The following is a 19189-nucleotide window of genomic DNA, read 5'->3' on the forward strand; positions in this document are numbered from 1 at the left end:
CCGTACGACCGACGACGGTGGCGCGGTGCTGAGGCGCGCCCCGCGCCGATGGCAGTGGGTCGCGGCGGGCTTCGGGCTGCTGGGCCTCGTGCTGATCGCCGCGAGCGTGGTGCTGGGCCACGACCTGCTCATGGACGCCCGCGAGCACGAGCGACAGTTCGACAACGCCGCGCCGATCGACGGCGAGCTGGTCGGCGACCTGGTGCGGCTGCTGGTGCTGCTCTGCGGGATCCTGCTCTCCGGGATCGCCTTCACGATCGTGGGCGCGTGGCTGCTGATCCGGGTCGACCGGCACCGTGAGCAGGCGCTCGGTGAGCTGCAAGAGGTCAACGACGACCTGTCGTTCTACTCCCGGGTGGTCCGGGCCACCGACAGCGCGCTGGCCGCGACCGACGAGCACGGACTGATCCTGTGGGTCAACGAGGCCTTCGAGCGGGCCTCCGGCTGGACGCTGGAGGTGATGCGCGGGCGACACGCCATGGAGTTCCTCCAGGGCCCGGCCACCGACCCGCGGAGCATCGCGCTCCTCGGCTCGGCGATGGAGCGCGGCGAGCGGATGCAGGTCGAGGTCGTGCTGCAGGGCGCCGACGGGCGCGAGTCGTGGCTGAGCGTCGACGCCTCGCCGCTGCACGCGCCGGACGGCACGACCGAGGGCTACTTCGCGGTGATGACCGACATCACCGAGCGCCACGAGCTGGAGCAGCTGCACACGGCGGCCCGGCAGGCGGCCGAGCTCGCGGCGCAGGAGAAGGCCACCTTCCTGGCCACCATGAGCCACGAGATCCGGACTCCGCTCAACGCGGTCCTCGGCCTCACCGACCTGCTGCTGCTCACCGAGCTCGACGACGAGCAGCGCGACTTCGTGCTCACCGCGCACCGCAGCGGCAGCCACCTGCTCGCCCTGATCAACGACGTCCTCGACTACTCCAGCCTCGAGTCCGGTCGGATGGCCTACGCCGACGAGCCGTTCTCCATGCGCGACCTGCTCGACGAGACGGTCGGGATGTTCGTCCCGGCCGCCGACCACCAGGGCATCGACCTGGTGCTGCGCTGCGCCGCCGACATCCCCGCCAGCCTCCGCGGCGACACGACTCGGCTCCGGCAGGTGCTGGTCAACGTCGTCGGCAACGCGGTGAAGTTCACCGAGCACGGCGCCGTCGAGATCGACTGCTCGGCCCGCGAGCTGCCCGACGGCCGGCACGAGGTGGTCACCACGGTGCGCGACACCGGCATCGGGATCCCCGCGGAGCGGGTCCCCGAGCTCTTCCGCTCGTTCGTGCGCGTCGACGCCTCGCCCACTCGCGAGCACGGCGGCACCGGCCTGGGCCTGGCGATCTCGCGCCGGCTGGTCGAGGCGATGGGCGGCCGCATCGACCTGACCTCCTCGGTCGGCGAGGGCACCCGCGTCGAGATCCGGATGGTGCACGGCTCCTGCACCCGCGAGCCACCCGCGACGATCGAGTCCCCACCGCCGCCCGACGGTCAGGCGGTGCTGGTGGTCGAGGACGACCCGGTCAACCGCAAGGTCATCACCCGGATGCTGGACCGGCTGGGCATCGTCCCGACCGTGGTCGTCAACGGCCAGCAGGCGGTCGACGCCGTACGCCTGGGCTCCTTCGACCTGGTCCTCATGGACATCCAGATGCCGGTCATGGACGGTCTGCGCGCCGCCAGCCTGATCCGCGAGCAGGCGGGCGAGGACCGACCGTGGCTGGTCGCGCTGACCGCCAACGCCCTCGGTGGTGACCGGGAGCGGTTCCTGGCCGCAGGCATGGACGACTACCTCAGCAAGCCGGTCGTGCTCGACGCGCTGACCGCCGCGCTGGCGCGGGCGCCGCAGCGCCAGCGCACGTCTTAGCCCAGCGCGGCCACCAACCGGTCGACGACGGCCCCGGGCCGCTCCAGCCACTCGGTCGCCACCACCTGCTCGACCCGCCAGCCGGCGGCAGCCAGCGCCGCGGGCTGCGCGATCCGGCGCGCGTCGGCCGGCGCCGCCGCGAGCCGCGCCGGGTGGTCGACGAGCACGGCGACGTCGTACGACGTGCCGCCGGGTCGACGCAGGGCGAGGTCGCAGCGGAAGTGGGACTGGCCGACGTCACGCGCCACCTCCAGGCCGCGGGCCGCCAGCGCCTCGGCGAGCTGCTCGACGACGGCCGGCTCCGGGCGAGCCACCTGGCCGTCGGCGCGGTCGCGCTCGCGGAGGGTTCGGAGCACCGCGGTGGCGGCGGACGGGTCACCCGCGGAGACGGCGGCGGCGTACTGCAGGAAGCCGCGCAGGGTGTTGGCGCCGTCGTTGTAGGTGTTGGTGATCGCCGTGTGATCGATGCTCGAGACCAGCACCATGTGCCGCTTGGCCCGGCTGAAGATCACGTTGAGGCGCTTCTCGCCGCCGCTGTTGTTGATCGGCCCGAAGGCCATCCGCATCCGACCGTCGGCGGCCGGGCCGTAGCAGACGCTCATGATCACGACGTCGCGCTCGTCGCCCTGGACGTTCTCGAGGTTCTTCACGAACAGCCCGACGCCCTGGCCGTCCTCCTCGCGGGTCAGCTCGGCCTCGTAGGCGGTCGCGAAGGTGGGGTCCTCGGCACCGAGCCGCTCCAGGGCTCGCTCGATCTCGCCCTGCTGGGCCTCGGAGAAGGCGACCACCCCGAGGGTCAGCCCGGTGCCGTGCAGCAGCAGGTCGCGGACCAGCCCGGCGATCACCGTCGCCTCGGCGGGGTTGGTGCGCTGCGTGTAGACGCCGTCGGTGACCCGGACCAGGCTGATGCTGCGGGCCAGCACCTCGTCGACCAGGTCGACCGGCTCCGCCGCCGCGACGGCGAGCGGCTCGGGCGCGACCACGGGCGGCTGACGGTCGGGGACGGTGGCCAGGCGGCCGTCGTAGAAGGCGGCATTGCTGAACTGGATCAGCGCCTCGTAGCGGCTGCGGTAGTGCCACAGCAGCATCGCCGACGGCAGCCGCACCGAGCCGACCGCCAGGAAGCTGTCGGCATCGAGCACCGTCCCCACGCGGGTGGTCTCGTCGTCCGGGTCCCCGTCGGACACCGAGGAGACCTGGGCCTGGAAGTACGTCGTGGGCGGCAGCTGCATCCGGTCCCCGACCACGACGACCTGGGCGGCCCGATGGAGGGCCGGCACCGCCTCCTCGACCGGAACCTGGCTGGCCTCGTCGTAGATCACGACGTCGAAGACCGACTCCAGGGGCAGGACGTCGGAGAGCGAGGACGGGCTCATCAGCCACACCGGCCGCATCGCGCCGACCACCGCACCGGGCTCGGCCGACGCGAGCTGGCGGATCGACTTGTAGGCGCGGACCTTGCCGAACTCGTGCTCCAGCACGCGACGTCCGTCGCTCCACACCTTCTTGCTCGCGCGCTCCTCGGGCAGCATCCCGCTGACGCTGCGCTGGCTCAGCTCGACGCCGGACCGGAAGCGGTCCCGCAGCCGTGCGGTGACGACCCGGGCGTTGGCCCGCTGCAGCTGAGGGACCAGCGCGCCGACCCGGTCCACCAGGTCGGCCAGTCGCTCCCCGTCGACGGTGTCGAGGGCGGGGGCGCCGGCCCGCCGGCGTTCGAGCTCCGCGAGCAGCACGGCGTGCTCCAGCGCGTCAGGGGTGAGCGGGAGGGCACGAAGCGCGTCGAGCACCGACGGGGTGGCGCCGAGGGCGCGCAGCGCCGGGGCCACGGCTCGTACCTGGGCCTGCCCCGCGGGCCCGGCGAGCACGGTCAGTCCGTTGCGGAGTCCGGCGACCTCGCCCCGCAACTCCAGGACCCCGGTCGCGGCGGCGTCGAGCTCGTCGAGGAGCGGGGCCAGGGTGTCGAGGCGGTCTCGCAGCGCGTCGTCGGCGGCGGCGAGCAGGTCGCGCCAGGCGGCGCGGTCGCCGTCCAGCCGGCGGACGGCCGCGAGCGCGGTCTCGAGCGCGGTCGGGTCGGGGTGCCCCCAGGTCCGGACGGCGTCGTCGCGCAGGTCGGCCAGCCGTCCCTCGGCGTCGTAACGGGCCACCAGCAGGGTCAGCGCGGAGGTGGGAGAGGCCTCCTCGTCGTACCCCTGCGCGACGGCGTCACGGACCCGCCGCCACGGGCCACTGAGGAAGCGCAGCAGCGCCCCCTCCTTGTCGCGGGCCACGGCCAGCGCCTCCCGAGCCTCGTCGGGCCCGAGCGGCTGCCGCCAGCCGGCGGCGGCCTCGGCCGCCCGGTCCGCCGCGTCCCGAGCCGCCGCGTGGTCGGCGGCCCGGCCCCGGAGATCGGTGGCCGCGGTCGACCGGGCGCGCAGGACGTCGAGCCGGCCGCGGGCGACCAGCGGATCGAGGAGCAGGTGCAGCCGAGCCACGGCCCGGGCGTCGTCGAGGGTCCCGGTCGGCCCGTGCTCCAGGACGCCGGCCAGCCGGTCGAGCAGCCCGGCCGCAGCCCCCGCCCGCTCGGCCACCAGCGCGTCGGCCCGGGGGTCGGCGAGGCAGGCGGGATCGACCAGGCCCACCGGGGAGCCGGCCAGCGTGCCCGCGCCGTCGTACCGGGTGAGGGCGGCGGCCAGGGCGTCGACCTCGGGACGCGCGGCCAGCCAGGCGGCCGGCAGGGGGAGCAGCAGCCGCTGGGTGGCGTCCAGATCGGTCCCGGTCCCGCGCAGGGCGATCAGCCGGTCCAGGAGGTCGACGACCCGCGGGTCGGGGCCGGTGGTCAGGGCGAGCTCGTAGGACCCGATCTCGGCCCGCGCCGCGGCCAGCTCGCCGACCAGCCGGGTCCGCGCCTCCTCGGCCGACGCGAGGTCATCGGGCGCGGCCTGCCAGCGCTCGTAGGTGTCACGCAGACCGTGCACGAACGCCTTCTTGTCGGCCTGGCTGTCGTGGACCAGGGTGCAGACCTCGTCGAGGCCCTGGGAGCGCAGCCGCGCGTGCACGACGTCGAGGGCGGCCCGCTTCTGGCAGACGAACAGCACCCGCTGCCCCCGGGCGAGGTAGTCGGCGATCAGGTTGGTGATCGTCTGCGACTTGCCGGTGCCGGGCGGACCCTGGATGACGAAGTTGTCGCCCGCGCGGGCCTGGGCGATCGCCGCGAGCTGGGAGTCGTCGGCCGGCACGACCAGGTAGCGGTCCTCCACCGGGATCTCGAGGCCGGGGTCCGGCAGGTCGCGGGCGGCGGTCGAGAACAGCTCGTCGAAGGCGGGGTTCTCGACCGGGGTGGCGAGCAGTGCGTCGTAGTCGCGGACCAGGCTCAGCGTGCGGTAGTTGAAGTTCGCCAGGGTCACCGAGCACAGGTCGACCTCCCAGGCGTAGGGGTTGGCCTCGCCCTCGGCGTCGAGCGAGTAGAGCTCCCGCTCCGTCATCGCCTGGCGCGGCACGGGGGCGTCGCCGAGCTCCACGGACACGGGGAGCGGGCCGCGGAGGACCTGGTCCCGGAAGACCTGGAGGCCGAGCGGCACCCAGCCGGGGTGGGAGTAGGAGTACGCGTACTGGCGCCGGCCGATCGTCGGGCGGCCGCTGCTCCGCCGACGACGGTAGGCCTGGACGGCGGTCCGGGCCCGGGCGCGGACCAGGTCGATCCGCGGGCGGTCGACCAGGGCCACCGAGACCCCCGGCTGGCTGACCCGCGCCTGCTGCTCGATCGTCGCCCGGAGGGTGGCCAGCGCCTCGTCGTCCTCCAGATCGACTGTCTCGGGGAGGTCGAAGCCGTACAGCTCCCGGAGCTGGTGGCGCAGCACCGGGTTGACCTCGGCCTCGGAAGTCACCAGCTGCAGCCGGTAGGAGTCGCGGACCCCGCGCTGCTTGGTCAGGGTCACCGGGGCGAGGACCAGCGGCGATGGCACCCGGGTCGCCGGGTCGCCCTTGACGTCGTGCCAGCGCAGGAACGCGACGATCAGCCGCAGCTGGTCCTGGCCGTACTCGGCCCGGTCGCGACGCGCGGTCGAGATCAGCGCGTCCAACGAGGCGGCGGCGTACGGTGCGTCGTCCCACCGCACCATCGCGCCGACGTCGACGGCCCGGCCAGCGGCCAGCCGGCGGGCGGTCCGGCCGGTCCAGGTGAAGAGCTGCTCGGGCCGGATGCTGCGGACGTCGAGCACCAGCGGCACCGAGGCCTCGGTCAGGTCCAGGGTGCGCTGGGTGGCGCGGAAGTGCAGCAGCGGGTTGCGGCGGGTGAGGTCGAAGAGCCGGTCGCGCAGGTGCGTCAGCACCGAGGTACGATGGTCGCGGCCTCCGGTGGTCAGGACCCGGGCGAGGTCGAAGTCCTCCGGCTGGTCCCGGTAGGTGGCCAACCGGACGGCGACGTCACCCAGGTCCTGGGCCCGCCGGTGTCGGTCCGGCTCGAGCATCGACGTCGCGACCGCGGCGACCACGGGGTGCAGGTCGGGTCGCAGGGCGAACAGGTTGCGCCGGTGCCGGGCCAGCTGCTCGACGTCGGCCGGGTCCGCGAGGTCGAGGCCCAGGCACAGCGCGGCGAGCAGCTCGCCCAGGCTGCCGATGTCGGTGAGCTCGTCGTGGTGGCCGAGCAGGTGCTCCCAGCGCTGCCAGCCGACGACGATCCGCGGTCTGCGCGCCTCCGTGGCGCTGTCGTCGGCGCGGACCTCGAGCGCGGACGAAGTCTCCCGGCCCGCGTCGCGGACCGCGCGGTCGGCCCGCCGCGGGGGTAGCGCGTCCAGGGGTGCGAAGCCCAGCGCGTGGTCCTGGACGCGCAGCCGCAGCAGGCCCTGCAGGGGGGCCACCAGACCCCCCTCGTGGGTCTCGCGCACCTGGGCCACCAGCGGCAGCAGCAGGGCCAGCGCGTCGTCGACCGGCAGTCCGCCCCGCTCCGCCGCCCGGGCCACGACCTCCCGCATCACTCGCCGCCCGTCGCGAGGACGTCGGCGCGCTGCGCGACCAGGGCACGGGCCCGCTCGTCGAGACCGAGGTGGGTGCCGAGCATCGCGTCCAGGTCGCGACCGAGCCCGCAGCCGCGGGCCAGCATCAGGGTCCGGGCCAGCGCGTCCGGACCGGCCTCGGGATCGGCGGTCGCCAGGTCGGCGAGCACCCCGGCGAGGTAGCGCCGGGTCTCCGTGGGCAGCCCGTCCGGCAGCAGCGAGCCCGGGGTGCGCGGGTACGCCGGCTCTGCCGCGACGCCGTACTGCTCGGCGGTCACGAGGACCTCCGGGGCCGGGTCGGGGTCGAGGGCGACCCGGGCGGCGACCAGCTCGCGGGTCAGGACCAGCAACCGGTCCTGGCCGAGGAGGTCGAGGGCGTCGAGGTTGAGCGACGGCGCGAACGCCTCCTCGACGGGAGCGTCAGCCCCCTCCGGGTCCTCCGACCAGCGCTGCAGCGCCCAGGCCCGCAGCACCGTCTCGGGGTGGGTGGTGCCGGCGCTGGCCATGGAGAAGTCGACCTCTGCGGCCTGGCGGAGGTACGACGCCGGGTCGACCTGACGCATCCCGGTCGCGACCTTCAGCAGTCCGCCGACTACCCCGACCAGCGAGCCGGTGGCGTCCAGGGCCGCGCGGTCGGCGTACAGCTCGGTCGCCAGGCGGTAGCGCCGGGCGGTCTCGAGGTACTCCGCCGGCGTGCGCGCGTCGGAGTCGGCGGCGTCGAGCAGCCGGGCGACCGCGAGGTAGCGGCCGCCGTCCCGCGTCCACAGCAGGTGGTGCGCGAGCTCGTGGGCGGCCACCGCGGCCAGCTCGTCGGCGTCCAGCAGCTCCAGGACCGGTCCGCTGAGCACCAGGATCGCCCGGTCCGGGACGAAGACCAGCTCGGCGTTCGGGGCGGCGGCGCCCTCGACGGCGTACACCTCGACCGGGACGCCGACCCCCAGCGCGTCGGCGGCTCCGGCCGCCGCGGCGTGCACCTCGGGGTGCGCCTCCGGCTCCAGTCGGTACGTCGACCTCAGCAGGGACTGGTCCAGCTCGGCACCGTCCGGGCCCGCACCGGCCGTCAGCGCGGCGACCGACGCCGGGTGCTCGCGCTCCAGGACGTCGGCCACCGCGCGGTGGTAGGGCAGCGCCGGGACCGGGCTCATCCGGCGGGCGTGCCCACCACGGCGACCTCGCTGACGGCGGTGTTGTCGCGCTTCGCCCGGCCCTGGCCCGGACTGCTCACCTCGACCAGCCGCAGCACGATCCGCGAGGTCTCGACCGGGTCGATCTCGACCGCCTGCAGGTCGCGGGTCTCCCGGAGGTCCTGCGGCACGACGGTGCCGTCGTCGAGCTCCCACTCGACGGCCAGGATCCGGCGGTTGCCGGCGTACCAGTTCAGCGGGCGGTCGCGGCCGTCGCGGGCCGTCTTGGCGTAGCCGTTGATCAGCCCCAGCGCCGTGACGGTCGTGGGCTCGGCCAGGGTCAGGACGATCTCGCGACCGGTGCCGTCGCCGGTCATCCGCCAGCAGGTCGTCGGGTCGCCGTCCAGCATCTTGCCGGCGTCGTAGCGGATCCGCGCGCCGTCGACGTCGGTGCCCGGGGGAGCGGTCGCGGGGACCTCGGCCGTCGCGGCGCCGGCCACGTCCTCGGGCTCGCCGGCGGGTGCCTCCTCGGCCGGGGTCTCCTCGGGCGGCGGGTCCGCACCGGGGTCGGCCGGGGTCGTCTCCTCCGCCGGCTCCGTACTCGACGAGCCCGCGGGGTCGGCGGCGCGGTCGTCGTCGCCGCCACCGCCCGCGAGCAGCAGGCTCGCGCCCGCGAGTGCGACGACCACCAGCACGGCCGCCGTCACCACCCACACCAGCCAGCCGGTACGACGGCGGTGCGCCGGCCGGCCGGCCGGCGGCGTCGTCGGAGGCCCACTGGGCGGCTCCGAGGGCGGCTCCGAGGGCGGCGGCGGGGGAGGCGGAGGCGGCCCGGCCGTCCCCACCTCGTCGGCGAAGAGCGGGAACCGGGCGGTGGTCGGCGCGGGCGGCAGCGGGGGCGGAGGCGACGTCGGACCGGCCGTCGGTACGGCGGGCCGCTCGGCGGTGTCGGTCGGCCCGGCGCCCGCCGGGCCGACCGGCGCGCCGCAGTTGGTGCAGAACCTGCCCACCTCGATCCGGTGGCCGCACCTCGTGCAGGTGGTCATCTCGCTCCTTCGCCGGCCCGTCGCGGGTCTCGCGTGCGAAAGATTAGGCGAAACCGGCTCAGACGGTCCTGACCAGGCTCCCCGCGTCCATCCGGCCCACGATCGGGGGCAGCCGTCGTACCGCCTGGGCGAGCTCGCGCAGCTCGCTGCCGAGCAGCGCCTGCGGCCCGTCGCAGAGCGCGGTCTCGGGGTCCGGGTGGACGTCGACGATGACCCCGTCGGCCCCGACCGCGATCGCCGCGCGCGACAGCGGCACGACCAGGTCCTTGCGGCCCGACGCGTGCGACGGGTCGACGATGACCGGCAGGTGGCTGGTGGCCTGGACGACGGGGACGGCCGAGATGTCGAGGGTGTTGCGGGTCGACGGCTCGAAGGTGCGGATGCCGCGCTCGCAGAGGACGACGTCGAGGTTGCCGCGCTGGGCGATGTACTCGGCCGCCATCAGCCACTCCTCGATGGTGGCCGTCATCCCGCGCTTCAGCAGCACCGGCTTGCCGGCGTCGCCGACGGCCTGGAGCAGCCCGAAGTTGGCCATGTTGCGGGTGCCGATCTGCAGCATGTCGGCGTACTCCGCCACCACCGGTACGTCGCGCGCGTCGACGACCTCGGTCACCACCGGGAGACCGGTGGCCTCGCCGACGCCGGCCAGGATCTCCAGCCCGGGCACCCCCAGCCCCTGGAAGGCGTACGGCGACGTCCGCGGCTTGTAGGCCCCGCCGCGCAGGATCGTCGCGCCGGCCGACTTGGCCATCTGCGCCGACTCCAGGGTCTGCTCGGCCGTCTCGACCGCGCACGGTCCGGCGAGGAAGGTGAAGCTGTCGGGGCCGATCGGCACCTGGCGGCCCTCGCGACCGACCCAGACCGTGGACCGGTCGGCGTGGTGCTGGCGGCTGACCAGCTTGTAGGGGTCGGAGATGCGGTGCACGTCCGCCACCCCGCGCAGGGTGCGCAGGTTGAGGTGGTGGAAGGAGTCGATGTCACCGACGAGCCCGATGATGGTGCGGACGACGCCCTTGCTGACGAAGGCCTCGCCCCCGACTCCCTCGACCCGGGCGACGACGTGCGCGACGTCCTCGTCGGTGGCGTCCGGGGACATGACGACGACCATGCTGGTGCTTCCCTTCTCTGGCCGGCGCGGCCCCGGACAGACGAAACGCCCCGGGCCGTGAGCCGGGGGCGTTGGTGGTGTGCGGCGCGTCTACGTCACGACGGCCTGCACGGGAGCTCCCGGCAGGTGTCGAAAGAAGTAGGTCGGCGCCACGTGAGGAACCGTAGGCGACCGGGCCTCGTGCCGCCGCCGGTTTTCAGAGTGCGGACAGCCGCAGCGTCAGTACAGGTCCTTGCGGAGGACGTACGTCGGGTGGTCGCCCTGGAACCACTCCTGGCTGACGTGGGTGCGACCGACCCGCTCGTTGAACGCCCACGCGGTGGCCCAGATGTTCTGGTCCCGCTTGCCCCAGTCGAGTCCCTTCTCCTGGCGGAGGGCGCCCTTGCGCGGCGGCCGGAAGCCGGCGTCGAACCTCCGGATGATGCGACCCTTCTTGGCGACCGTGAGGTAGGTGTCCTGCTCGACGGTGGTGGAGAAAGCCGTCACGACGCCGCGGCGTGAGAGCCGCGCGAGCAGCCTGTCGGGGACGAAGTTGTACGGCAGGTAGACGACGGTGGCCTTGCCGTGCCGCTCGACCTGGACGACCGGCGGACCCTCGTAGTCGTCGCTCATGTGGTCGAAGACGTACTCCTCGGCCTCCTGAGGGGTGCGTCCGTCCAAGTCTCGCCGCACGCCCCCCAGCGTCCGCAGCACCGCCTTCGGCCGCAGGCCGCGAACCAGCGCCACCGTGTAGGTGTCGCTCGGCGTGTAGTCGTTCAGCCACGCGTAGGCCGACGGCTTCGCCTGGCGGTCGCCCCGCCAGTCCTCACGGTCGGCAGCGGTGGCGGATGACGACGGCGCGACCAGGGCGGCGACGAGCAGGACGAGGGGGATCAGACGAGCACGCACGCGCACATGCTCACACGTCCGGGGGCCGCGGTTGGGCCGAACGGGCAGGACCAGGCGTTCCTAGGGGAGCGCGCTGACCCTCCTCACACCGCCAGGTGCTGGACCTCACCCTCGACCTTCCGCCGCGGAGCCGCCTCGACGAAGAGCATCGCGGCGAGCACGAGCAGGCCGCCGACGGCCATCCGCCCGGTGACCGCCTCACCCCCGAGCAGTACGGCGAAGAACGCCGCGAACACCGGCTCCATGCTCATCACGATCGCGCTGCGGGTCGGGGGCAGGTGGGACTGCGCCCAGGTCTGGCCGATCAGCGCGAGGGCGCCGGCGACCAGGGCCATGTAGACGACCGACAGCCAGTCCGCCCCGGTCGACGGCAGCACGATCCCGTCCGGCGCCGTCGCGACCAGGCAGATCACGGCGATCACCAGCAGCTGCACGATCGACATCCCGAGCGCCTCGCGGGCATTGGCCCAGGCGCCGAGCGCGACGATGTGCAGCGCGTAGAGCACGGCCGCGACGAGGGTGATCGCCTCGCCGTACCCGATCGACAGCCCGTCCAGGGTGAGTACGCCGAGGCCGGTCGTCGCGAGCGCGACCGCCGCCCAGGCCAGGCCGGTGATCCGGGTCCGCAGCAGCACGGCGGCGAGCAGCGGGGTGCAGACGACGTACATGCCGGTGATGAAGCCGGAGACCGACGCCGGGGTGTGCGCGAGGCCGGCGGTCTGGAGGATCTGGGCGACGCCGTACACGCCGCCGAGGACCGCCGCCCGCCGCCGCGACTCGGCCGAGAGCCGCGCCAGCGCCCGGGGTGCGACCAGGGCCATCACCACGCCGGCGATCGCGAACCGCACCGCCAGGAAGTCCAGCGTCGGCACCCGGTCGAGCAGGTCCTTGATGAGGAAGAACGTCGACCCCCAGCTCGCCGTCATGGCCAGCAGGACCAGGGTGGCGAGCAGGGAGGTACGGCGGTTCGTCACCGCATCTTCTTCAGCAGCTCGATCCCGGGGTCGCCCGCGTCCCGCGAGCCCGGCGTCTCCAGCACGAACGGCACGCCCGCGGTGGCCGGGTGGGCCAGCAGCTCCTCGAACGCGAGCAGCCCGATGTGTCCCTCGCCGAGCCTCTCGTGCCGGTCCTTGAACGCACCGCGCACGTCCATCGAGTCGTTGGCGTGCACCAGCCGGAGCCGTCCGGAGCCGCCGATCTCGACGATCCGGTCGACCGTGGCGGTGGTGCCGCCCGGCTCGTCCAGGGGAGCGCCGGCGGCGAAGACGTGGCAGGTGTCCAGGCAGATCCCGGCCCTCGGGTGGTCGTCGAGCGCGGCGAGGTACGGCGCCAGGTCCTCGACGCCCGCGCACAGCGACCGGCCCTGCCCGGCGGTCGGCTCCAGCAGCAGCCAGGGGGAGTCCTCGGAGAGCCCGTCGAGCAGCGGCAGCAGGCCCTCGCGGACCTGGCGCATCGCGGCGTCGTACCGCTCGGCCGAGCCCTTGCCCGGGTCGACGAACGAGCCGGTGTGCACGACGACGCCCTCGGCGCCGATCTCAGCCGCGCGACGCAGGTTGTGGGCCACCGAGGCGACCGACCTCTCGTAGGTCGCCGGGGTCGGCGAGCCGAGGTTCACCAGGTACGGCGCGTGCACGAACACGCGCAGGCCACGCTCGGCCGTCGCCGCCCGGAACGCCGCGTCCTCGGCGGGCTTGCCGGCCGACAGGGCCCAGCCGCGGGGGTTGCCCACGAAGATCTGGAACGCCTCGCAGCCGAGCTCCTCGGCGGAGGCGAGGGCACCGGCCACCAGGCCCTTGCCGACGGTGACGTGGGTGCCGACGGGGTTGCGGAGCTGGCCGTGGGACGTGCGCACCGCCCGAGGCTAGACGCTCAGATGAGCGAGAGCGTGATCGTGCTGCCCTTGGCGACCATCTCGCCCGCGCCGGGGTCGGTGGAGAAGACGTAGCCGAGGCCGAGGTAGCCGGCCGCCTCGGTGGTCCGGACCACGAAACCGAGGTCCTCGAGCCGCTCGCGGGCGTCCTCGACGCCGGAGGCGCGGACGTTGGGCACCTCGACCAGCTCGGGGCCGAGGGAGACGGTGAAGGTGACGGTCTCGCCCTTGAAGAGGGTGCCCTCGCGGGGGTCCTGCCCGATCACGTCGCCCTCGGGCACGTCGTCGGAGTACTGCTCGTCGCCGACCTTCGCGACCAGGCCGCGCTTCTCGAGCGCGGCCCGCGCGTCGTCGTACGACCTGCCGGCCCAGTCGCCGACCTTGATCGGCCGCCGGCCCTTGCTGACCGCGAGGTCGATGTTCGCGCCACGGGCGAGCACCTTGCCCTCGCCCGGGGAGCTGGCGATCACGGTGCCCGCGGCGACGGTCTCCGACCAGCGTTCCTTGACCGTGCCGAGGGAGAGGTTCAGGTCGGCGATCTGGGCCGTCGCCTGGTCGAGGGTGAGTCCGGCCAGGGCCGGCAGCGTGTAGCGCTCCTTGCCGCGCGAGACGGTGATCGTCACGGTGCCGCCGTCGAGGACCTGCTCGCCCGCGCCGGGGTCGGTGGCGATGACGACGCCCGCGGGCACGGTCTCGGAGTACGTCGGGTCGCCGACCTCGGTCTCCAGCCCGGCGGCCTCCAGCTTCTCGACCGCGGCCGCCTGCTGGAGGCTGACCACGCCCGGGACGGCGGTGTAGCGCCCGGAGCCGAACCACCAGGCGCCCGCGCCGACGCCGGAGGCGAGCAGGACGGCCACGACCAGCAGCACCAGTCCGCGCCGGGAGCGGCGCGGTCGACGGGGCCGCGAGGGCTGCGGCGGCTCGGGAGCGGGTCGGGGGGTGCGGACGGTCGGGGGACCGGCCGGCGGGGCCGGGGCCCGGACCCGGGTCGGCTCGGTGGCCGGGGGGCCCAGGATCCGGCCGAGCTCCTCGGCGTCCCAGATCTCGGGGGCGGTGTCGCCGGGGCGGCGCTCGAGCGCGACCGTCGGCTCGGGGCCGTCGGCGACCACGGGGCGGGGGAGCAGGTCGGCGGTCAGCTCGTCGTCCTCGCGGACCCCGTCGGCCAGGGCCTGGGTGACCCGGTGCACGTGGTGGAGCAGGACCGCGGCGTCGGCCGGGCGCTGGCCGCGGTCGCGGGCGGTCGCGCGGGCGACCAGGGCGTCGACGTACGCCGGCAGCCCGGGCGCGATCGCGCTCGGCGGCGGGACGTCCTCGTGGACGTGCTTGTAGGCGACCTGGATCGGTGACTCGCCCTCGTGCGGCTTGCGGCCGGTGAGCAGCTCGTAGAGCAGCACCCCGGCGGCGTACACGTCGGCGCGGGCGTCGGCCCGGCCGTCGACGACCAGCTCGGGGGCGAGGTAGGACACGGTGCCGATCAGGACGCCGCCGGTGGCGGTGTGCTGCGTGTCGGCGCTGACCGCCTTGGCCAGGCCGAAGTCGGCGACCTTGACCCGGCCGTCGTCGGCGATCAGGACGTTCTCGGGCTTCACGTCGCGGTGGATCAGCCCCGCGCGGTGGGCGGCGGCGAGCGCCGAGAGCACCGGCTCGAGCAGCGCGAGCGCCCGCAGCGGCGACATCGGGCTCTCCTTGCCGATGGTGTCGCGCAGGGTGTGGCCCGGGACCAGCTCCATCGCGAGGAAGACGACGCCGTCGTCCTCGCCCTGGTCGTGGACGGAGACGACGTTGGGGTGCGAGAGCCGGGCGGCGGCCCGGGCCTCGCGCACGAACCGGGCCGCGAACTCGTCGTCGTCGCCCAGTCCGGGGTGCATCACCTTGACCGCGACCGTGCGGTCGAGCCGGATGTCGGTGGCCTCGTAGACGCTGGCCATGCCGCCGCGCGCGACCCGGGGCCCGACGCGGTAGCGGCCGTCGAGGAGCCGACCGGTCAGGGCGTCCGTGGGCGCGCCAGCAGGCGTGCGGGTGTGCCCGTCCGACGCCACAACGACCCTCCTGCGAGACGGATGGGGAAGGATCCGTCGGGCCAATCGTACGGATCGGGCGCCGTCCCGGGCCGGTTCGCCCGTCCCCGGCGTGGCGCGCGGGCCCGCGCGTGGGACAGTGGGAGCCATGACCGACCGACTCGCCGACGCCGATCTCGACACCCTGGTCCCGGAGTGGCTCGACTGGGCCGCGACCGCCAAGCTGCTGGGCGTCACCGTCGCCAAGGTGAAGACGATGATCCGCGAGCACGAGCTCGCCGCCGCGGTCCCGCGGCCCGGGGCCGGCCAGCAGGTGCCGGCCGACTTCCTCCAGGACGGCTTGGTCGTCAAGGGCCTCGGCGGCCTGCTGACGATGCTCCACGACGGCCGCTACGACGACCGCGAGATCATCGCCTGGCTGTTCACCGACGACGACTACCCCGGCCGGCCGATCGACGCGCTGCGCGAGAACCGCGGCACCGAGGTCAAGCGGCGCGCGCAGGCGATGGCGCTCTGAGCGAGGACCGTCCGCACGCCGTCTGGTGGCGGGTCCTGATGCTGCTGTTCTGCGTCCTGATGGCGGTGCTGCTGACCTGGACCGCCCTCGACGCCGCGCTCGCGCTGGCCGAGGACGGCGACGCCCGGGTGAGCGTGAGCGGCCGCGGCGGCACCCGTCGCAGTGACGCGTCGGCGTGGGTGGGCGTGGTCGTCGGGGGTCTGGGTGCCGTCCTCACCGCGTGCGGGGCGCTGGTCTCCGGCGCCTCGCTGCGCGCCGACGTACGACGCCGGCGGGACGGCGCCCGCGAGAGCTGATCGAGGCGCCTCAGCACGACGTCGTACGACGCTGGGGACGGCGCCCGCGAGAGCCGATCGAGGCCTCGACACGCCGGTCACGACCTCGCAAGCTCGGTCGTGCGGCTCGCTCGACCACCATCAGCGGATCCGCGGGCGCGGCTCCGCTAGACGACCCGCTGCGTGACGGCGGAGGCCAGCTCCTCCAACACCTGGGTGGCCGCGGGGTCGAACGAGCCGCTGCGCAGCGAGCCGACGGCGAGCTCGGCGAGCTGCGCGATGACCGCCTCGACCTGCTCCTGGGCGCCGGAGTCGACGATGATCCGGCGCAGCACCGCGACCTCGTCCTCGTCGAGCGGGGTGCCGAGCGACCCGTCCAGGAGCGCGGCGTCAGCCTCGGACGCTCCGTCGAGGGCCAGGGCGACCAGCACGGTCCGCTTGCCCTCGACGAGGTCGTCGCCGGCGGGCTTGCCGGTCGTCGCCGGGTCGCCGAACACGCCGAGCAGGTCGTCGCGCAGCTGGAACGCCTCGCCCAGCGGCAGCCCGAAGGCCGAGAGCCGCGCCAGCGCCTGCGGTCCGGCGCCGGCGAGCGCGGCCCCGACGTGGATCGGGCGCTCGATGGAGTACTTGGCGGACTTGTAACGCAGCACGGTCATCGCGGTCTCGACGTCGGCGTGGCCGCGGGCCTGTACCGACACGTCCAGGAACTGCCCGGCGATCACCTCGGTCCGACACTGGTCGAACACGGCGAGCGCCGGCGCCACCTGGTCCAGCGGCAGCCCGCAGCGGCGCAGCAGCTCCTCCGACCAGGACAGCAGCAGGTCGCCGAGCAGGATCGCGGCGGCGGCGCCGTACTGCTCGGGGTCGCCGCGCCAGCGCGAGCGCTGGTGGGCGGTGGCGAAGCCGCGGTGCGTCGCCGGGCGGCCGCGCCGGGTGTCGGAGGCGTCCATCAGGTCGTCGTGGACCAGCGCGCTCGCGTGCAGCAGCTCCAGGGCGGCGCACGCCCGCACCAGCGCCTTCTCGTCGCTCGGCGCCGCGATCGCGTGGTGGCCCCACCAGCAGAACGCCGCGCGGAACCGCTTGCCCCCGCCGATCACGCCGCGGGCCTCGGTCAACAGCCGTCCGGCGTCGTCGCCCAGCGGTGCGAGGCGGGCGGTCTGCTCGTCGAGGAAGTCGTCGAGCGCCGCCTGGACCTGGTCGCGGAAGCCGGCGCCGTCCCATCCACTGCCCGTCACGCCGACGAGCGTAGGTCAGGCGCCCGGAGGTCGGACGATGCGGTCCCTCGCCCGGGTCCGAACCTAGACTTCGTGCCATGAGCATCGAGCACGGACGCAGCCTGGCCGACCTGATCGCCGAGGGTGGCCGCTCCTTCTCGTTCGAGTTCTTCCCGCCGAAGGACGAGGCCGGCGAGGAGCAGCTGTGGCGCGCGATCAGCGACCTGGAGCCCTACCGCCCCACCTTCGTCTCCGTCACGTACGGCGCCGGCGGCGCCACCCGGGGCACCACGGTGCGGATCACCGGCCGGATCGCCCGCGAGACCTCGATGCTGCCGGTCGCCCACCTGACCTGCGTCGGCCACACCGAGGCCGAGATCGAGCACATCCTCGACACCTACTCCGCGGCCGGCGTCACCCACGTGATGGCGCTGCGTGGCGACCCGAGCGAGGGTCCCCGAGCGCCGTGGACGCCGACCGAGGGCGGGCTGACCTACGCCAGCGAGCTGGTCGAGCTGGTCCGGCGTCGCGGCGACTTCCGGGTCGCGGTGGCCGCATTCCCCGAGGGGCACCCGACCGCCGAGTCGCTCGACCACGACGCCGACGTGCTGGTCGCCAAGGCCCGGGCCGGCGCGGAGTTCGCGGTCACCCAGATGTTCTTCCGGGCCAGTGACTACTTCGCCCTCGTCGAGCGGGTCCGCGCCCGCGGTGTCGACCTGCCGATCCTGCCCGGCATCATGCCGATCCTGAACCTCAACGCCATCCGCCGCCAGGGCGAGCTGATCGGCGCCGACGTCCCCGCCGAGGTCGTCGAGCGGATCTCCGCCTACGACGGCGACCCGGTCGCCCTGCGAGCCGAGGGCATCAAGGTCGCGGCGGAGCTGTGCGAGGACCTGCTGGCCGGCGGTGCGCCGGGCCTGCACTTCTACACGCTGAACCGGTCCAAGGCGACGCTCGAGATCTTCGAGGCGCTCAACGTCGGGGTCTAGGCCTCGCCCACGGCCTGCGCCACCAGCGCGGCCGACAACCCCACGAGCGGCAGCCCCGAGCCCGGGGTGGCCGACGCGCCGGCGGCGTAGACGCCCGGGATCGGCGTGTGCGGTCCCAGCCGCTGCCGCACGGTGCCGCGGCCCTGCCAGAGCACCCCGAGCGGGGATCCACCCCACTGCTCGACCAGGTCGCGGGGCGATCGGTCCACGCGGGTGACCAGGCCGGGGCGCAGGTCGATGCCGTGCCGGGCGAGCGCACGCAGCAGGTCCTCGGCGATCTGGCCGCGCCCGTGCACGGTGACCGCGCGGGCGCCGTCGGGCGCCGTACCACCGGTCCGGACGACGAGCAGCGGGTCGCCGTGCAGCACCAGCTCGGCCGGCGCGTCGTCGAGCGCGGGCAGGTCGCCCTCGACGCCGACGTGGCAGACCACCGGCGGGATGGCCGGCATGGTGCGGTCGACGTACGACGCCAGCGCCGGCAGGCGGCGCGGGTCGACGGCGCAGACGACGACGTCGGCGTCGATCTCGCCGGAGGTGGTCGCGACCCCCGCGGCCCGGCCGGAACGCACGAGCACGTCGACCGCGGCCGTCGAGGTCAGCACCTCCACCCTCCGGGTCGCGAGCCGCGACTCCAGCACCCCCGCGAGCGCGCCCATCCCGCCCGGGACGGTCCAGGCGCCGAAGCGCTGCTCGACGTACGCCTGGAGTCCGGCCCAGGCCGGCACGTTGCGCAGGTCGTGGCCGTCCGCGACGAAGGGGTGGCCGGCGACCATCCGCAGCCGCTCGTCCTTGAAGACCTTCCGCAGCCGCTTGTGCAGCGTCTCGCGACCGTCCAGGCGAGCCGCCACGTCGCGGGGCAGCGACCCCGGCGTCCAGGGGACCTCCAGGTAGCCGCGCCGCAGCACCTCCCAGTCCTCCGTGTACGACGCCACGTGGTCCACCCAGCGCTGACCCAGCCCCGGGTCGAGCTCGTCGAAGGCCGCCAGCTGCGCGCCGCGCGGCCCGGCCGGCACCCGGACCCGGGTGTCGTCCTCGAACCGGTGCTCGCGTGCCACCTCGAGCTGCTCCAGCTCCAGCTCGCGCTCGAGCGGCCGCCCGGACTTGCGGAACAGGTCGCGCAGCACCGCCGGGAGCAGCGTGTACGTCGGCCCGGCGTCCCAGGTGAACCCGTCTGCCTCGACCCGGCCCAGCGCGCCGCCGAGGGTCGGCGCCGCCTCCACCAGGGTGACCTGGTGACCGAGCTTGGCCAGCCGGGCCGCCGAGGCCAGTCCGCCGTACCCGCCGCCCACGACCACGACCCGCGCCATGGCCG

General features: G+C 74.6%; 14 protein-coding genes. 4 read left to right on the top strand and 10 right to left on the bottom strand.

Annotation, left to right across the window (positions count from 1 at the left end; translation table 11 throughout):
- The first annotated feature begins 25 nt into the window (after positions 1-25).
- Positions 26-1858 (top strand): hybrid sensor histidine kinase/response regulator, encoded by a 1833-nt coding sequence (locus V7S47_RS10740; RefSeq protein WP_336561555.1) that lies wholly within the window; start codon positions 26-28, stop codon positions 1856-1858.
- On the opposite strand, the gene V7S47_RS10745 is transcribed toward V7S47_RS10740, so the two are convergent.
- From V7S47_RS10745 to pknB, 8 genes are all read right to left on the bottom strand, one after another.
- Positions 1855-6807, bottom strand: a complete 4953-nt coding sequence (locus tag V7S47_RS10745; protein WP_336561881.1) for an AAA domain-containing protein — start codon at positions 6805-6807, stop codon at positions 1855-1857. The two genes, V7S47_RS10740 and V7S47_RS10745, sit on opposite strands and share 4 nt — an antisense overlap.
- On the bottom strand, positions 6807-7973 hold the full coding sequence (locus V7S47_RS10750) for a M48 family metalloprotease (RefSeq protein WP_336561556.1): 1167 nt from the start codon (positions 7971-7973) through the stop codon (positions 6807-6809). Before V7S47_RS10750 ends, V7S47_RS10745 begins: the two co-directional genes overlap by 1 nt.
- Positions 7970-8998: a zinc ribbon domain-containing protein gene (locus V7S47_RS10755; RefSeq protein WP_336561557.1), complete on the bottom strand. Its 1029-nt coding sequence runs from the start codon at positions 8996-8998 to the stop codon at positions 7970-7972. Before V7S47_RS10755 ends, V7S47_RS10750 begins: the two co-directional genes overlap by 4 nt.
- Positions 8999-9056: 58 nt before the next feature.
- Positions 9057-10094, bottom strand: coding sequence for a 3-deoxy-7-phosphoheptulonate synthase (aroF, locus tag V7S47_RS10760; RefSeq protein ID WP_336561558.1), 1038 nt, complete (start codon positions 10092-10094; stop codon positions 9057-9059).
- A 231-nt stretch (positions 10095-10325) separates the two neighbouring features.
- The gene (locus tag V7S47_RS10765) at positions 10326-10994 is read right to left on the bottom strand and encodes a DUF6461 domain-containing protein (protein ID WP_336561559.1); all 669 of its coding nucleotides are present in this window, start codon (positions 10992-10994) and stop codon (positions 10326-10328) included.
- Between the two features lie 83 nt (positions 10995-11077).
- Positions 11078-11968 carry a DMT family transporter gene (locus tag V7S47_RS10770; protein ID WP_336561560.1) on the bottom strand — a complete coding sequence of 297 codons (891 nt, stop codon included), beginning with the start codon at positions 11966-11968 and terminating at the stop codon, positions 11078-11080.
- A complete protein-coding gene (locus V7S47_RS10775) occupies positions 11965-12846 on the bottom strand; it encodes a deoxyribonuclease IV (RefSeq protein ID WP_336561561.1) in 882 nt (293 codons plus the stop codon). Before V7S47_RS10775 ends, V7S47_RS10770 begins: the two co-directional genes overlap by 4 nt.
- A gap of 17 nt (positions 12847-12863) precedes the next feature.
- Positions 12864-14903, bottom strand: coding sequence for a Stk1 family PASTA domain-containing Ser/Thr kinase (pknB, locus tag V7S47_RS10780; RefSeq protein ID WP_336561563.1), 2040 nt, complete (start codon positions 14901-14903; stop codon positions 12864-12866).
- Between the two features lie 127 nt (positions 14904-15030).
- Here pknB and V7S47_RS10785 point away from each other — a divergent pair, with 127 nt between their 5' ends.
- Positions 15031-15399, top strand: a complete 369-nt coding sequence (locus V7S47_RS10785; RefSeq protein WP_090852226.1) for an Rv2175c family DNA-binding protein — start codon at positions 15031-15033, stop codon at positions 15397-15399.
- A gap of 38 nt (positions 15400-15437) precedes the next feature.
- On the top strand, positions 15438-15695 hold the full coding sequence (locus V7S47_RS10790) for a hypothetical protein (RefSeq protein WP_336561564.1): 258 nt from the start codon (positions 15438-15440) through the stop codon (positions 15693-15695).
- Positions 15696-15841: 146 nt separating this feature from the next.
- On the opposite strand, the gene V7S47_RS10795 is transcribed toward V7S47_RS10790, so the two are convergent.
- Positions 15842-16909 (bottom strand): polyprenyl synthetase family protein, encoded by a 1068-nt coding sequence (locus V7S47_RS10795; protein WP_336561565.1) that lies wholly within the window; start codon positions 16907-16909, stop codon positions 15842-15844.
- Between the two features lie 77 nt (positions 16910-16986).
- Here V7S47_RS10795 and metF point away from each other — a divergent pair, with 77 nt between their 5' ends.
- Positions 16987-17877: a methylenetetrahydrofolate reductase [NAD(P)H] gene (gene metF / locus V7S47_RS10800; protein ID WP_090854589.1), complete on the top strand. Its 891-nt coding sequence runs from the start codon at positions 16987-16989 to the stop codon at positions 17875-17877.
- Here metF and V7S47_RS10805 read toward each other — a convergent pair.
- Positions 17874-19184: a phytoene desaturase family protein gene (locus V7S47_RS10805; protein WP_336561566.1), complete on the bottom strand. Its 1311-nt coding sequence runs from the start codon at positions 19182-19184 to the stop codon at positions 17874-17876. The two genes, metF and V7S47_RS10805, sit on opposite strands and share 4 nt — an antisense overlap.
- Positions 19185-19189 lie beyond the last annotated feature (5 nt).

This window comes from Nocardioides sp. CCNWLW216, assembly GCF_037120545.1.
Classification (GTDB): domain Bacteria; phylum Actinomycetota; class Actinomycetes; order Propionibacteriales; family Nocardioidaceae; genus Nocardioides; species Nocardioides lianchengensis.

Excerpts from the sequence above, each read along its gene's own strand:
- V7S47_RS10745 (WP_336561881.1), bottom strand. The coding sequence starts at position 6,807 with ATGCGGGAGGTCGTGGCCCGGGCGGCGGAGCGGGGCGGACTGCCGGTC.
- V7S47_RS10750 (WP_336561556.1), bottom strand. The coding sequence starts at position 7,973 with ATGAGCCCGGTCCCGGCGCTGCCCTACCACCGCGCGGTGGCCGACGTC.
- V7S47_RS10755 (WP_336561557.1), bottom strand. The coding sequence starts at position 8,998 with ATGACCACCTGCACGAGGTGCGGCCACCGGATCGAGGTGGGCAGGTTC.
- aroF (WP_336561558.1), bottom strand. The coding sequence starts at position 10,094 with ATGTCCCCGGACGCCACCGACGAGGACGTCGCGCACGTCGTCGCCCGG.
- V7S47_RS10785 (WP_090852226.1), top strand. The coding sequence starts at position 15,031 with ATGACCGACCGACTCGCCGACGCCGATCTCGACACCCTGGTCCCGGAG.
- V7S47_RS10790 (WP_336561564.1), top strand. The coding sequence starts at position 15,438 with ATGCTGCTGTTCTGCGTCCTGATGGCGGTGCTGCTGACCTGGACCGCC.
- metF (WP_090854589.1), top strand. The coding sequence starts at position 16,987 with ATGAGCATCGAGCACGGACGCAGCCTGGCCGACCTGATCGCCGAGGGT.
- V7S47_RS10805 (WP_336561566.1), bottom strand. The coding sequence starts at position 19,184 with ATGGCGCGGGTCGTGGTCGTGGGCGGCGGGTACGGCGGACTGGCCTCG.